This is a genomic window from Marinospirillum sp., assembly GCF_014859565.1.
The window spans coordinates 1-14,776 of record NZ_JACUUA010000077.1; the positions used below are offsets into that span (position 1 = coordinate 1).

A 14,776-nucleotide genomic window follows, 5' to 3' on the forward strand; every position below is an offset into this window, starting at 1 on the left:
GAAGTTGGAAGCCTCGCCCGTGGCGCTTTAGCGCTTAGGGCGGGGAGCAGTCACGTTCAAGGTTTAAATGTTGTTTCTCAGAGGTAAGGGTCTTGGGGTGGCTGCGGCCACCCTTCTTTTTATCTGATGAACTCTGCCACAAATCCTTAACCTCCTGTCACTAAGGTGATAGTCTGAGCAGAATAACAAGAACCCACAGGTCACACAGGATTCTTGTGCAATGCAACAAAGCAAGTAAGCTAGAGTGATTCCACAGATTTGTACAACAGGACAGAGGTACTCTAAATATGGCAATTTACAAGGCTCCCCTTCGTGACATGCGTTTTGTTTTGAACGAAGTCTTTGAAGCAGACAAACTCTGGGCTTCAATGGAAGCCACACAGGAAGTCACCCCGGATCTGGCAGATGCCATTCTGGAAGAAGGTGCCAAGCTGACTGAAAACGAACTCTTCCCACTCAACCGCAGCGGTGATGAAGAAGGTTGTCGTTTTGAGAATGGCCAGGTGTTCACCCCGGCAGGTTTCAAGGAAGCCTACAACGCCCTCTCTGAAGGCGGCTGGATGGGGCTGGGTGGCAATCCCGAATACGGCGGTCAGGGTATGCCCAAAATGCTGACCGTACTGTTTGAAGAAATGCTTTATGCTGCCAATGCTGCTTTCACTCTTTACCCTGCCCTGAACAACGGTGCAACCCTGCTGCTGGATTCTCATGCCAGTGAAGAGATCAAGGCCAAATACCTGCCAACCATGTATGAAGGTCGCTGGATCGGCACCATGTGCCTGACTGAGCCCCATTCCGGTACCGATCTGGGCTTAATCCGCACTAAGGCAGAGCCCAATGCCAACGGCAGCTACACCATCACCGGCAACAAGATCTGGATTACCGGTGGTGAGCACGATCTGGGTGAGAACATCATCCATCTGGTACTGGCCAAACTGCCGGATGCACCTGCCGGAACCCGTGGTATCTCGCTGTTCCTGGTACCAAAAATCAAGATCAATGAAGACAACAGCCTGGGTGACCTCAACAATGTCAACTGCGGCTCCATCGAACATAAGATGGGCATCAAGGGTTCTGCCACTTGTGTGATCAACTTTGACGGCTCCGAAGGCATCATGATTGGTGAGCCGAACAAAGGTCTGGCTGCCATGTTCACCATGATGAACTACGAACGCCTGTCCATTGGCATCCAGGGTCTGGGTCTGGGTGAAGTGGCCTACCAGAGTGCCATGGACTTCTCCAAAGAGCGCCTGCAGTCTCGTGCACCTACTGGTGCCAAGTTCCCCGAGAAGTCTGCTGACCCGATTCTGGTGCACCCGGATGTACGCCGCATGGCACTGAATGCCCGTGTTTTTAACGAAGGCAGCCGCGCTTTTGCTTCTTATGTAGGCATGCAGCTGGATATGAGCAAGTATCATGCGGATGACACCACCCGCAAACATGCTGCTGATCTGGTGGCGCTGCTGACACCAATTGCCAAGGCTTTCATCACTGATCGTGGTTTTGATGCCACAGTTGAAGCCCAGCAAGTTTATGGTGGCAGTGGTTATTGCCGTGAATGGGGTGCAGAACAGTATGTGCGTGATGCCCGTATTGCCCAGATTTATGAAGGCACCAACGGCATCCAGGCTATGGATCTGATGGGTCGTAAAGTGTTTGCCAATGGCGGTGAATACGTGAAGATTTTCAGCAACGATGTGCGTGAGTTCATGGCATCCTGCTCTGGTCAGTCCAACATGCAGCCCTGGGTGGATGCACTGGAAACTGAGCTGAAGCGCCTGGAATCCGTGACTGCCGCAGTCATTGCAGCAGGTAAGGAAAACCCCGAAGAAATCGGTGCTGCTGCCGTAGACTACCTGAACCTCTTTGGTCTGGTGGCTTATGCCTACATGTGGGCGCGTATGGTTGCAGTGGCACAGCAGAAGGTGGACGCAGACTCTTCCGGCTTTTATGCCAACAAGATTCTGGCTGGTAACCACTACCTGAAGCGCGTTCTGCCACGCACTCTGGCGCTGGAACAGCAGATTCTTGCTGGTTCTGACGTACTGATGGCTATGGAAGAAGAAGCCTTCTACGGCAACTGATTTCCCGAATCAGCACAACAAAAAAGCTCCCGAAAGGGAGCTTTTACCATTGGCTTGAGAATTTCGACTCGATTGCATTGCAGCGATGAAGATCAAGTGCCGGCTTTGGATATGGGTTTAACATGCCTTCGTGAAGCGGGTCACGCACCCGTTGCTTCCTGAGAAGTTGGAAGCCTCGCCCGTGGCGCTTTAGCGCTTAGGGCGGGAGCAGTCACTTCAGCAACACAGACCAGCCATCCCTTGCTATCTTGATGTTGTTCGGTAAAGGAGCAGCCTGTTCCAGCCATCCATCCAGCTCATGCCCAAGATGGGTCAGATAGGTGGTGCGGGCTTTGCTCAGCTTTGCCAGCGCCATCGCCTGATCCAGATCATTGTGGTTACGTCCTTTGCTTCCGGGTGGAAAGCTGCAATCCAACACCAGATCAAACTCGCCCCAACACTGAAGAAACAGGAGAGTCACTTGCGGCAGACCGAGGGTATCGGTCAGATAAGCCAGACGCTGTCCTTTGCTTGTTTCAATCGCGTAGCCCAATGTCAGCCTGGAATGATTGAGTGGCAGCGGGGTCATCTTTAGTTCACTCACTGTGAAGGTGCACAACGGCTCACAAAAGCTGAACGCCAACAGCCCCGGATGCTTATAAAGATCAGCAAAACCCTCGGGATCTGGTGGGCAGATTACGGGAATTCTGGCTCCTTTACCCCAACGCAGGTGCAACAACCCCTGCACATGGTCTGGATGAAAGTGGGTCAAAAGCATAGCCGACAGACTGCCTGGCGCAAAGCGTTCATGCAGATCCATCAGACCCGCATCCAGCAACAGCCGGGTATTGCCCGACTCAACCAGCGCACTGCAAGGGCGACGGATGCGCTCCGCATTTTTTCGGGCAGCATCACAGGCAGAACACTGACAACCATAGCGCGGCACACCGCCGGCACCGCCAGTGCCCAGAAAAGTCAGGCGCATGCCGCACTCCGTATTTTTTCTCTGAGCTCATGTATCAACTGCTCACCGGCCTGTTCCAATTGATGGTTGTTGCTGATGATAAGGCCATCTCGTGGCTGTGTTCTGAAACGACTGTTGCGCAGCAGTCGATCATCTATCTGTGCCTCTGTTTCTCTGCCACGAGCCAGCAGACGTTGACGCAGGATTTCAGGTTCAACATCAATCCAAACCGGGATCAGCTCCGGGTAATTGACTTTCGCTCTTTCGAGATAGCTACGCGAACCATTCACCACTACATGTATGCCCTTAGCCAGCCATTGGTTGATTTCGATCCCGATCCCGTAATTTAGCTCGTGACTGGACCAGTGCATGGCAAACAATCGGGCTTGTTGTCTAACCTGAAACTCTGCCTGACTCAGGGCGATGTGATTCTCGCCCCCGGAAGCGGCTGGACGGGTGATGTAGCGGTGAGCAAAACAGAAGCGCGGGTCTTCCGACAAGGCACGCCTTGCATAATCGAGCAGGCTGTCTTTACCTGAGCCGGAAGGGCCAATGACATAAAACAGTCGAGCCTTCATGCTCAAGCCTCCTCGCCCTGTCGTGCTAACTGATGAAAATTGGCGCTCAGTGCCAGCACTCCCGCGGACCAGACATGCGTGGTCTGTGGCAATTGCCCTACACGACTGACGGCAATCAAATCGGCACGTTTGCCCAGCGCGATTTCACCTCGATCATTCAACCCGACAGCCTGTGCCGGATTACGGGTGACCAGCGCCACCGCCTGCGCCAGGCTGAGATCCGAAATTTGCGGCAACAGCATCACCGCCGGTAGCAGTGCTGCTGGAGAGTAATCACCACACAGGCAATCGGCAACACCCGCTGCAATGGCATCCAGGGCTTTCATATTGCCGGACTGAGAACGTCCACGCAGGATGTTGGGAGCACCAAACAGGGTTGCCAATCCGGCAGCCCTGGCTGCCTGAGCTGTTTCCAGATTCACCGGAAATTCAGAAATGGCGGCTCCCAGCTCACGCAGTGCAGCAACTTTTTCAGCGCTGTCATCATCATGGCTGGCCAGGGCTATACCGGCATTACGTGCCTGGGCAGCCAGTTGCTGCATGCGTTGCAGTGCCCCATCGGCAGCGGCCATCTTCTGCTCCAGCAGTTGATCCAGTGCCTGTTGATCCATTTTGTAAGTACCGCTCAGATAACGGCGGTAGGCTTCCACATCACGAAACTGCCCTTGCCCGGGGCTGTGATCCATGAAAGAAAGCAGTTGCAACTGACCTTCAGCCAACAAGGGCGACAGGGCTTCAGGGCCTGTTTCATCGGTCACTTCATAACGGGCATGGACACGGTTATCTATCAGTGCGTGTTGCTGCCAAGCATTAACGGCACGGACAATCTCAGCAGCGAAGGTGTTGTTGCGTACACCCAGTTCCTGATTGGCAAAAGACAGCGCATGGTACACGGTGGTAATCCCAGCACTGGCATTACGCCGGTCAGCCTGTGCACAGGCAAATTCCAGTGGAAAGTGCACACCCGGGCGAGGTTCAATTTCTTTCTCAAGGGCATCGCAGTGCAGATCGATCATTCCCGGCATCAGCCACTGGCCGCTTAAGTCAATCCGCTGGGCAGAGCCAGCGGCTTCAGGGTTGAACGCCTGAATCCGATCCTCCTCAATCAGCAGATCCACACCCTGTTCAACACCTTCCGGGAGCACCAGGTTGGCATTCATTAGTAATTGAGCTGTCATTAGCACACCTCCTCGGTGGTCTCGGTTTGCAGACTGGCCGCAGCCAGGGTAATGGTCTGGTCAGCCAGGGCTGCAACCAGTGACGGATCATGGAATATGGCCAGCATGGCTACACCCTGTTGTTTAATGCGGCGCAGCAGTTCCACCACCCGCTGTGTGGTCAAAGGATCAAGGCTGGCCGTGGGTTCATCCAGCAGCAGCAGGCGTGGTCGGGAGATCAGGCCCCTTGCCAGGTTAACGCGCTGCTTTTCGCCGCCGGAAAAGGTGGCCGGTGGCACCTGCCAGAGGCGCTCGGGTACGTTCAGTAGGGCCAGGAGTTCTGCGGCCTGCTGGCACGCACTTTGCTGTGACTCACCACGGATAATCAGGGCTTCGGCCACCAGATCCAACGCTGCACGCCTGGGCAGACAGTGCAGAAACTGGGTGACAAAGCCGATTTCCTGATGGCGCAGTTGCAGAATGTCATACTCACTGGCGCTGACCAGATCAATGCTCTGTCCGTCACGGCTGTTATAGAGGATTTCGCCCGACACTGGCAGGTAGGTGCGATAGATGCACTTGAGTACCGAAGACTTGCCAGCCCCGGTGGGGCCAACCAGAGCGGTCAGTTCACCCGCATGCACACTGAGGTTGACAGCGGAGCAGGAGGGTATCTGCTGACCTTGATCATGCAGCAGAAAAGATTTGTGCAGATTACGCACGGTTAAAACGGAGGTTTTCACAAGCTTGCTCCTCAAAGGCTGGATGCCACCAGTTGCTGGGTATAGGCGTGTTGTGGGTCTTCAAGGATCTGATCGGTCAGCCCCGCCTCAATCACCCGGCCATATTTCATTACCAGGGTTCTGCTGCTCAGCAGCCGGATCACGCCCAAATCGTGGGTCACTACAATCATGGCTGTGTTCAGCTCATGCTGAATTTCCAGAATCAGGTCGAGAATACGCGCCTGCACCGACAGATCCAGCCCGGTGGTCACCTCATCGAGTAACAGCAACGGAGGCTGGGTTGCCAGTGCCTTGGCAATCTGTACCCGCTGTTGCATACCCCCGGAAAACTGACGGGGCGACTCATCCATACGCTGCGGCAGTACCTCAGTCCGTTGCAACAATGCTCTGGCACGCTCACGAATCTCCCCGTAGTGAGTCAGGTCACTCATCAACAGGCGTTCGGCGATATTGCCACCTGCAGAAACATTGAAGTTGAGCCCCAGGTGGGGGTTCTGGTACACCATGCCGAAGTGATGGTTGCGCAACCAGCGCTGTTCGGCGGCATTCAGCCGGAACAGATCAAAGCTATCGCCCTGATGGTGAAACAGTGCATTGCCGGAGGTCGGCGTCTGATCAAAAAACAGGGTTTTGACAACGGTGGATTTACCGCTGCCGGATTCCCCCATGATGCCCAGTATTTCACCGGGATACAGGTCAAAGCTGATGCCCTGCGCAGCCACCACTGAACCGCAGTGAGGGCAGATATTGGTATTGTGAGCTGGACCGGTGGAACTGGCACATTGAGCGCAGCCCTTGCCATGTATCCGGCTCAGATTACGGACTTCCAGAACGGGCTTCATGATTTACTTTCCTCATCAGTCGCGGCCTGCATCAGCATCTGGTTGCAATAATCGGAATCGGAGCAGTGCCAGTGCTGTTCGCCATCATCCTGCGTTATTTCGTCGAGAAAACTGTTGCGACTGCCGCAACGGCTACAGGCAAGACGCTCGCCAGCATGATCAACAAAACTTTCGATTCTGAAGGGCACGTCATCAAACACCAGCGGCTCAGCTGGCGTATAGGGCGGCACGGCATAGATCTTTTTCTCACGACCGGCACCGAACAGGGTTAATGATGCGCTCTGATTCAGCTTGAGCAGGTCGTAACGCGGAATGGGGCTGGGGTCGATCACGTAATGGCCGTTGATCCGGGTGGGATAACGGTGCGAGATGGTAATTTCGTCAAACTGCACAATATCCTCGTAAAGCTTGGTCAGCAGACGAGAATAATCGCCCTCACCATGCATCACCTTGCGACGCGCCTCTGACGGCTCCACGATCACCAGCGGATCAGGATAGGGCACCTGCAATACCAGCACCTGATCTTCACTCAGCGGACGCTCGGGAATCCGGTGACGGGACTGGATCAGGCTGGCTTCGGCAGTCAATTCGGTGGTATTGATACCAGGACAGGTGAGCTCAGCAAACTGGCGCAGGTTGACTGCATTGACGGAGTCATCCGCGCCCTGGTCGATCACCTTAAGGGTGTCATCCGGCCCGATCAGGGACAGGGTCAGTTGCAGTCCGCCGGTGCCAAAACCGCGGCCCATCGGCATTTCACGTGAGGCATAGGGTGTCTGGTAGCCTGGGATAGCAATGGCCTTGAGAATGCAGCGGCGTACTTCACGCTTGGCAAACTCATCCAGAAAAGCGAAGTTGTAACCGCTTTCCTCCAGTGGTAACTCATAGTGATTATTCATGATCGGCGGCTCCCTTACGGCTGGCGACCTTATCCTGCGTAGTGCGCAGACGGTCCAGGTCAGACTGGAAGGTGACGTAGTGCGGCATCTTGTAGTGGTTGGCAAATCCCATGGAATCCACACCATCCACATGCAGCAGGACAAATTCGGGGTCTTCCGAAGGATTCTCCGGCCCGTCACGCATCCCTTTCTGCAACGACCGATCCAGAATGGCCATGCTGATCGCCTTGGTTTCGTTGTGCCCAAAACAGGCACCGTAACCGAGGGTGAATACCGGCGGCTGATCCGGCTGATCTTCCTGTTCATACATGGCGATGACTTCACACTCGGTCATCAAAACCTCACCGGCTTCAATCAGCTCGCCCGTTACCGGGTGGGGCAGCATCACCGGCAGATAACCCACGCGCAGTTCTGCGACAGTGGGGTGCACATCTCCATAACCACGCATGTTGGAATAGGCAATAGCCAGCAAGGAACCGGTTTCGGCACGCGCCATGGTGGCCAGTGCAGCCGAGCGGGATACCGGAAAAATCAGCGGTTCACGAGTGATGTCAAAGGCATCTTCACCGCTCGGCGTTAGTTTCGGCAGCAGACCTTCTGCACGCAGCGCGGCCACGACCTTGGGGAAGGTATCCGGCAGCTCAACATCGGCATCCGACTCCATGAAGCGGGCTGCCAACGCACGGAAATGCTCGGGGTCTTCGTTAGCCAGCTCAAATCGCATCAAGCGCAGAGCATAGTCATAAGTCGGGCCCAACATCTGGCCACCGGGAATGTCCTTAAAGGCGCTGGAAATACGGCGAATCACCCGCATCCCGGCTGTGTCCTGTGCGGGTGTATCCATCAGCCTGGGACGGGTTGAACGATAGGCACGCAGGGCAAATGCAGCCTCCAGAGTATCACCCTGCGATTGTTTGATGGCCAGAGCGGCCAGTTGTGGGTGATACAACCCGCCTTCTGACATGATTCGAGAGGTCAGCAGCCGCAACTGGTGTTCAATTGCTGACAATGACAAGGGGGCACTTTCTGCCGCCCCGGCTGCACGCAAGCCTTCCAGCACATCTGCAGCCCCGGAAATGGCCTGCCCGCCCCCTTTGATTGCAACGTATCCCATCAGCTGATCTCCTTACTCTTGATTCGGGTGGTTCGAGGCAGTGCCACCAGCTGTGTGCCGTCACACAACAGCAGCTCAATGCCCATGGGGAAGGACTGGTTCCAACGCTCACGTGACTTTAGCCAGTCAGGGTGCAGCCCATTGACTGCCAGTGATGTCTGACCCTGAACCCCGGCACCCGTCAGACTCAGTTGCAGCCCCTGAGCCAGGGTTGTGCCCAGCGCCTTGACGGGCAGCAGCAGGGTTGCACTCAGTTCCGGTGATTCCAGACTACCGATGCTGGGCGCAAAATCAGGTGCCTGTTCAGCAACTGCCACCACAAAACGCGCCTCGGAAGCATCCACCACCAGGGCTCCCATGCGCTGCTGATCCAGCGCATCCAGCTGTTGTGTACAATCCGCCACACTGACTTCAGCATCTGCAAGAGTCGCCAGAATGGCCATAATGGCTTTTTGTGGCTGAAGATCGGGCGGCAAGTGGTAGCAACGCCCCGGATAAGAGAAGGCCATCATCAGCGTGCGGAACATTTGCTGCTGAAACAGGGGTTGCCAGATCAGCGACTCAGCCGTTTCCTTGCGTGAATCAGTCATCGTCTTCCGCTCCCAGCAAAGTAAAGTCAACGCGGGTCTGCGTCAGCATCTGCTTGCGGCTGCCACGCACCTTTTTTAATGCCTGCTGCCCACGTAACAGCAACTCAGCAGCGGCATCGTGTCCTGGTAATTCACCTGACAGAATCGCATCCAGCACCGCTAGGGCATGCACCAGTGCACTGCGATCATCCATCAGACAAGCCGCTCCTTCAGCAGCCAGACCATCTGGATAACGAACCCGTACCTGTGCTTTGCTCATAGGAATCTCACCCAGGTAGTAAGGATCATTCAGTGCCGAATCCTGCAACTGCAATAGCGCCAAGCCTGTTTGTGGCAAGGTCAGATCCATTACTTCGGCATTACGGGTCAGGACTGCTGCCAGAGATTCCACTTCGGCAGCGGGTAATGCACTCCAGCAACACTGCCAGTCACAACGTTCTGGCAAGGGGCTGGTTTGATTGGAAACACTCATGGTTTCACCTTTTATTTGTTGAAATGTCTAGATAAGTTCAGCTATGAAATAATCCGGCCTGGGTTAAATCATCCTGGCGCGAATGCGTGCTGAAATCTGATCCAGGACAAACACAAAGACAAAAATGGAGATTAGAATGGTGGTCACGTGACCGTAGTCATACATGTCAAAACGTCCCTTCAGCTCCTGACCAATACCACCAGCTCCAACCAACCCGATTACGGTTGCCATGCGCAGGTTGCGATCCAGAATGTAGGCGGTGTAAGCGATGTACTGGGGGAGAACCTGAGGCAAGACGCCATACCAAAGTGTTTTGATTTTACCGGCACCGATAGCCTCCAGCGCCTCCTGGGGTTTTTTATCCGCGTTTTCTATGTCTTCGGCATAAAACTTACCCAGAAAACCTGCCGCATGCAGACCCAGCGCCAGCACCCCGGCAATGGGGCCAAAACCGTAGGCCAGCACCAGAAACAGTGCCACAATCAACTCGGGGGCCGAACGCAACAGACTGATCAGGCTGCGTGCGGTGGTGTAGGTGAAACGATTGGGACTGTAGTTACGAGCCGCAAACCAGGACAGTGGAATTGAAAGCAGCACCGCCAGAATAGTACCCCAGAAGGCAATTTCCAGCGTTTCAACCATCTTCACCAGCACTACCCATACATAGCCCAACGGCTTGACCAGCATCTGTTGTGTGGATTCCGTGCTTTCCAACTGATAGGTTTCCGGGTTCAGGCGATTTTCAGTGGTCACCACCTGCTCCACGCGGCTGAACATCGGCAAGTTATCGGCATCAAAATCCGTCATGCGTGCCAGCGACTCCTGGGTCATCAGCACGGGTGGCCACATGTTATCGGCAACGGATGAAAGCCCACGCACCACCTGGGAGTTATTATCCACACCCAGCAGATTCAGCACGGCTTCGCCGGTCATCGACAGCATCCGATCCATCTCGGTGCGCTGGCCGGTCACCACCAGCAGCAAAACCAGCAGTGCCAGTATCACCACATGGCGAGCTGAATAGGGTGCGGACAGATGCCATTTCAGGCGACCGCCAGGCGGTGGAACGGGAACAGGACGAGAAGTGTTCATGCCATACCTCCAACAGTTTGAAGCTCCAGCTCCGGCACCTCACCTGCCTCTTCTTCATCTTCATCCTCCCAATCTGCTCCATGATAGAGCTGGTGAAGCCTGGCATCGGTGAACTCTTCGGCACGGCCATCAAATACCATGGCGCCGTCACGCATGCCAATGATGCGATCACCGAACTCCCGCGCCAGATCCACCTGATGTAGACTGCAGACGACGGTTGCTCCCAACTCCCTTGCGGTATCACGTAACAATGAAAGGATATCGCGAGAAATTTTTGGATCCAAACTGGCCACCGGCTCATCCGCCAGCACCACTGCGGGGTCCATCATGAAAGCCCGAGCAATGCCCACACGCTGCTGCTGACCACCGGACAGATCCCCAGCGCGACGGCGCAGATGATCGGGCGATAAACCAACATGAGCCAGGTAGTGACAGGCTTTCTCGCGTTGCTGCGGGGTAAACCAGCCGGTTAATGCTCGCAGCAGTGAGACACTTGGTAACGTACCGGCCAGCACATTGGTGGCAACACTGGCACGGTTGGAGAGGTTGAAATGCTGGTGAATCATGGCGATGCGATGACGAATTTTAGTCAGGCTTTTTGCGTTCATTTCGATACCGTCAATGCTGACACTGCCTTGGGTGGGCTGAACCAGACCATTCATCGCCCGCAACAGGGTGGATTTACCGGCACCGGAAGGCCCCAGTAGAATGCAAAACTCACCTTTTGGAATTTTTAAATCAACCTGTTTCAAGGCTTCAGTGCCATCGGGCCAGCGCTTGCCCACTTGTGACAGGCTGATCATGGTTTCGGTTTGTTTGCTCATGCCGCAATCTCCTTTAGAGCGGTGTGCAAGCACACCGCTGCTGTATCTGAATTAACGTGCCGTACTCTTGGCCAGAATCGACTCTTTTACTTCACGGGTCACGGCATCCAACATCCGCCCCACGTTAGCCATATCCTCTTCACTCACCTGAGAGGTATAACGATCCACACGGCCTCCACCATAACCACGAATCTGCTCAGGGTTCACACCTGAGAAAGTATGCAAGCGCTCAAAAGCATCTCGTAAGCGTGCTTTCACTGCTGCATCAACCTTGGGCTGGATAGCCAGAGGTGGGTAAGGAAGCGGCTTGCTCTTGGCAACCACCTTGATCTGGCTGGCATCAATGGCACCGGCATTCACGGCCTTTTCAAAGGAATCAAATGAAGCGCCACCCGCATCAGCCAACCCTTGCGACAGGGCACTGAGCACATTGGCGTGACTGCCAGCCATACGGACACCCGCAGGATCGCGTGCCACATCCACTCCGGCTTCCACCAGCATGGCAACTGGAATATTGAAGCTGGAAGTGGAGTTGATATCACCCAGTGCCAGACGCTTGCCAGCTACATCAGCCAGGGTGTTGATACCGGCATCGTGACGGGCAAAAATGCCGGAATAATAAACCGACTCCCCCTTATTCACAGCCAGTGCCAAAAGCTCGGCACAGCCGCGCTGATTGGCTTGCAGATAACTGACCGGACCAAACCAGGCAATATCAGCTGCACCATTGCACATGGCCTCCACCACGGCACCGTAACTCTGGCCCACTCTAAGCTCAAAGTTCAGACCGGTTTCACTGGCAATGGCAGCAAAAATCGGCTGAAAATCACGGCGTGTACCATCTTCGGTGCCGCCGTCAGCAGGCACCAGCACCACCCGCAGGGGCTTGGTCGCTGTGCCATCATTCTGGGAAGCCACTGCCTGGCTGGCGGTGACGGAAAAAAGTGCAACACCAACAATCAGTGTGCAGACTCGTTTGAAATCTTTTAGCTTTTCAAGGTACATTTACAGGTTCTCCCAAAGGGTTAGGTTGCAAGGTTGGACCGTTTGCCGACAGTCATGGGTTGATGCACAGTTGGATCCGGTCTGCGCGGAACCGGGTAACAACATATTCAACAGGGGACCTATCCCGTTCGTTGATGTTGACACTCTTGACCCGCAGTACCGGCTGCTTCTGCGGCATACTCAATAGCCTGGCATCATCACCCTGCGGGAGAACCGAAGTAATCAGGCTCTCGGTACGCAGCAGGTGAATGCCATAATGTTCTGAAATAAAGGCGTGCAAAGACCCCTCCTGATATTGCTCGAAGAGCTCAGGAAATGATTTCGCATCAAGAAAATGGGAAATGATACAGACTGGGCTGCTGTCCACACTGCGAACTGATTCCAGCCAGATGACCTGATCACCTACAGCCAGATGCAACTTCTGCGCAACGCGTTCGGTTGCTGGCAGCAGCTGTTTACGCACAACCCTGTTGTGTGATGCGATCCCTTGCATGGCCAGTGTTTCGGTAAACCGTGTTTGCTGACCCAGCTGATAATCCAGTTGATTGTTGATGACATAAACACCACAACCATGACGCCGCTCCAGTAAGCCGATCTCCACCAGCTCGTCCACGGCACGTCGCAGCGTATGACGGTTGACCCCAAAGCGCTCAGCCATATCACCCTCTGAGGGCAAACCATCGCCCGGGGCATACTGAGCAATCACTTCCTGCTCCAGCTTGCGTGCAATCTGTATATAAAGGGTCAGGCCTTTCTGCCGAGTAATCATGCGTCAAATGTCCGGTTGTCTAGATATTTGTACGCAAGGTTAAGCGGGGATTATGAAGTTATAATGACCGATTAATGAAAAATAAAAGTGCAGGGATTCTGGTATCAGCTCTATGGATTACTGGGTTGCTGTAACTGTAGCTGTAGCAAAAAAATCCGAGGCGGGCAGCGGTCGTCCATAAAAATAACCCTGAAAGTTCAGACAACCCAGTTCGCTCAGTAAACTCACCTGAGCCTGAGTTTCCACTCCTTCAGCAAGCACTTTAAGATTCAGCGCTTCGCCGATGGCAATCACTGCCTGGCACAGGGCTTTGTCCTGAAGGTCTTCCGGTAAATCTTTGACAAAAGCCCGGTCAATTTTGATTTAGTGACTATCGGATGGTTCTATATGCTAGGATTCAGAGCAACCGAACTTCTTAAGGGCATCAACTGGAAGGCAAAATATTATGGATCAGGGCACGCGTTGGAAACAGCGTTATCAGCAATTCAGTAATGCATTCAAACTGCTTGAGCTGTCATTGCAAATCACTCAGCCCAGTGTGGTTGAGCGGGCAGGCATCATCCAGTTTTTTGAAATGGCGTTTGAGCTTTCATGGAAGCTTCTAAAAGACTATCAGGAAGCCGAAGGTTTTCAGATCAACAGCCCAAGAAATGCAATCAAACAGGCTTTTCAGTCCGAACTGGTGACGGATGGACACCAGTGGATTCAGGCTTTAGAAGATCGTAATCTCACCACACATACCTACAATGAGGTGACAGCTCAGCTGGTGGAACAAAAAATCCGCGGAGACTATTTTGCTTTGCTGGCTGAATTGCACCTTACTTTTGCCAAGAAGCTAACACCATGATTCAGGCGCTGGAATACCAAACAGGACTGTCGAGTAAGGATCTGGCATTAATACGGCAAGCAGCGGAGGCTTGCCCAGAGATAGAACAACTGGTTCTATTTGGGTCACGCGCCAAGGGGAATTATCGCAAAGGCTCAGATGTGGATCTAGCTGTCATGGGCAGCAAGGTCACTTACGAGACCATCACCCAGCTTGCTGATCAGCTCAACGAAGAACTCCCTCTACCATGGTTTTTTGATGTGCTGGACTACAACACCCTCACTGAACCGGCATTAAAAGAACATATCGACCGAGTTGGCTTGGTCGTGTTTCAAGCAACTTCAAACTGCACCTGTTGATGTGTAATGGATGCCGCAACTTGATATCCTCCCCACCCTAAAGGGCGGGGATTCCCTCTGCAGGACGCTCATGCCCGAGCGCGAGAAGGTTCTTGGCAGCGTTAACGTCGCGGTCGTGCGTGGCACCACACGCACTGCAAGTCCATTCTCTGATTCCAAGACCTGCGAGTCCTTAATGTACACCTTCGCCATCATGTGATTTGATGATCCTTTTGTAAAGGAAAATCATGAAAACAGCCTCCCTCATGGAACACCTCTCTATCATCAAAGCGTGGATTGAAACTGTACCTGCCAATTATGACCGCTCTGAGATTTTGTCGCGCCCCGCGGGCGCGTGGATTGAAACATCAAAATCAAATGCAAGTGCGCCGCCTAACACGTCGCGCCCCCCGCGGATTGATACGCGAAAAACTGCCCTGCTGGCCGCTTAGCAAAATCCGCGTAAACCCTCGCCCAATCGGGCGGGGATATAAGCGGGA

Annotated in this window: 18 protein-coding genes; 3 read left to right on the forward strand and 15 right to left on the reverse strand. The window is 54.1% G+C overall.

Annotated features, from left to right (window positions below):
* Positions 1–287: 287 nt before the first annotated feature.
* The gene (locus tag IBX50_RS10805) at positions 288–2,084 is read left to right on the forward strand and encodes an acyl-CoA dehydrogenase C-terminal domain-containing protein (RefSeq protein ID WP_292255779.1); all 1,797 of its coding nucleotides are present in this window, start codon (positions 288–290) and stop codon (positions 2,082–2,084) included.
* A 211-nt stretch (positions 2,085–2,295) separates the two neighbouring features.
* Here IBX50_RS10805 and phnP read toward each other — a convergent pair whose 3' ends face one another.
* From phnP to IBX50_RS10875, 14 genes are all read right to left on the reverse strand, one after another.
* Entirely contained in the window at positions 2,296–3,048 is a 753-nt protein-coding gene (phnP, locus tag IBX50_RS10810; protein ID WP_292255781.1) for a phosphonate metabolism protein PhnP, read from the reverse strand.
* A complete protein-coding gene (gene phnN, locus IBX50_RS10815) occupies positions 3,039–3,605 on the reverse strand; it encodes a phosphonate metabolism protein/1,5-bisphosphokinase (PRPP-forming) PhnN (RefSeq protein ID WP_292255782.1) in 567 nt (188 codons plus the stop codon). The genes phnP and phnN overlap by 10 nt, the downstream gene beginning before the upstream one ends.
* Positions 3,606–3,607: 2 nt before the next feature.
* Positions 3,608–4,783 (reverse strand): alpha-D-ribose 1-methylphosphonate 5-triphosphate diphosphatase, encoded by a 1,176-nt coding sequence (locus IBX50_RS10820; protein WP_292255783.1) that lies wholly within the window; start codon positions 4,781–4,783, stop codon positions 3,608–3,610.
* On the reverse strand, positions 4,783–5,505 hold the full coding sequence (gene phnL, locus IBX50_RS10825; RefSeq protein WP_292255784.1) for a phosphonate C-P lyase system protein PhnL: 723 nt from the start codon (positions 5,503–5,505) through the stop codon (positions 4,783–4,785). The genes IBX50_RS10820 and phnL overlap by 1 nt, the downstream gene beginning before the upstream one ends.
* An 11-nt stretch (positions 5,506–5,516) precedes the next feature.
* On the reverse strand, positions 5,517–6,347 hold the full coding sequence (locus tag IBX50_RS10830; protein WP_292255785.1) for an ATP-binding cassette domain-containing protein: 831 nt from the start codon (positions 6,345–6,347) through the stop codon (positions 5,517–5,519).
* Positions 6,344–7,246 carry an alpha-D-ribose 1-methylphosphonate 5-phosphate C-P-lyase PhnJ gene (locus IBX50_RS10835; protein WP_292255786.1) on the reverse strand — a complete coding sequence of 301 codons (903 nt, stop codon included), beginning with the start codon at positions 7,244–7,246 and terminating at the stop codon, positions 6,344–6,346. Before IBX50_RS10835 ends, IBX50_RS10830 begins: the two co-directional genes overlap by 4 nt.
* Positions 7,239–8,360, reverse strand: a complete 1,122-nt coding sequence (locus IBX50_RS10840; protein ID WP_292255788.1) for a carbon-phosphorus lyase complex subunit PhnI — start codon at positions 8,358–8,360, stop codon at positions 7,239–7,241. Before IBX50_RS10840 ends, IBX50_RS10835 begins: the two co-directional genes overlap by 8 nt.
* Entirely contained in the window at positions 8,360–8,950 is a 591-nt protein-coding gene (phnH, locus tag IBX50_RS10845; RefSeq protein ID WP_292255789.1) for a phosphonate C-P lyase system protein PhnH, read from the reverse strand. The genes IBX50_RS10840 and phnH overlap by 1 nt, the downstream gene beginning before the upstream one ends.
* Positions 8,943–9,422: a phosphonate C-P lyase system protein PhnG gene (gene phnG / locus IBX50_RS10850; protein ID WP_292255790.1), complete on the reverse strand. Its 480-nt coding sequence runs from the start codon at positions 9,420–9,422 to the stop codon at positions 8,943–8,945. The genes phnH and phnG overlap by 8 nt, the downstream gene beginning before the upstream one ends.
* Positions 9,423–9,485: 63 nt before the next feature.
* Entirely contained in the window at positions 9,486–10,514 is a 1,029-nt protein-coding gene (phnE, locus tag IBX50_RS10855; RefSeq protein WP_292255791.1) for a phosphonate ABC transporter, permease protein PhnE, read from the reverse strand.
* Positions 10,511–11,338 (reverse strand): phosphonate ABC transporter ATP-binding protein, encoded by an 828-nt coding sequence (phnC, locus tag IBX50_RS10860; protein ID WP_292255792.1) that lies wholly within the window; start codon positions 11,336–11,338, stop codon positions 10,511–10,513. Before phnC ends, phnE begins: the two co-directional genes overlap by 4 nt.
* A gap of 51 nt (positions 11,339–11,389) precedes the next feature.
* A complete protein-coding gene (locus IBX50_RS10865) occupies positions 11,390–12,343 on the reverse strand; it encodes a phosphate/phosphite/phosphonate ABC transporter substrate-binding protein (protein ID WP_292255793.1) in 954 nt (317 codons plus the stop codon).
* Positions 12,344–12,395: 52 nt separating this feature from the next.
* A complete protein-coding gene (gene phnF, locus IBX50_RS10870; RefSeq protein ID WP_292255795.1) occupies positions 12,396–13,112 on the reverse strand; it encodes a phosphonate metabolism transcriptional regulator PhnF in 717 nt (238 codons plus the stop codon).
* Positions 13,113–13,229: 117 nt separating this feature from the next.
* Positions 13,230–13,475: an EAL domain-containing protein gene (locus IBX50_RS10875; RefSeq protein WP_366930711.1), complete on the reverse strand. Its 246-nt coding sequence runs from the start codon at positions 13,473–13,475 to the stop codon at positions 13,230–13,232.
* 82 nt (positions 13,476–13,557) lie between these two features.
* Between IBX50_RS10875 and IBX50_RS10880 the strand changes: the two genes are divergently transcribed.
* Together IBX50_RS10880 and IBX50_RS10885 are read left to right on the forward strand one after the other, a co-directional pair.
* Positions 13,558–13,959 (forward strand): nucleotidyltransferase substrate binding protein, encoded by a 402-nt coding sequence (locus IBX50_RS10880; protein ID WP_292255796.1) that lies wholly within the window; start codon positions 13,558–13,560, stop codon positions 13,957–13,959.
* Positions 13,956–14,297 (forward strand): nucleotidyltransferase family protein, encoded by a 342-nt coding sequence (locus IBX50_RS10885; protein WP_292255798.1) that lies wholly within the window; start codon positions 13,956–13,958, stop codon positions 14,295–14,297. Before IBX50_RS10880 ends, IBX50_RS10885 begins: the two co-directional genes overlap by 4 nt.
* A gap of 37 nt (positions 14,298–14,334) precedes the next feature.
* Here the strand turns inward: IBX50_RS10885 and IBX50_RS10890 are convergent, their stop codons facing one another.
* The gene (locus IBX50_RS10890) at positions 14,335–14,451 is read right to left on the reverse strand and encodes a zinc ribbon domain-containing protein (RefSeq protein WP_292255802.1); all 117 of its coding nucleotides are present in this window, start codon (positions 14,449–14,451) and stop codon (positions 14,335–14,337) included.
* Positions 14,452–14,776: the final 325 nt, after the last annotated feature.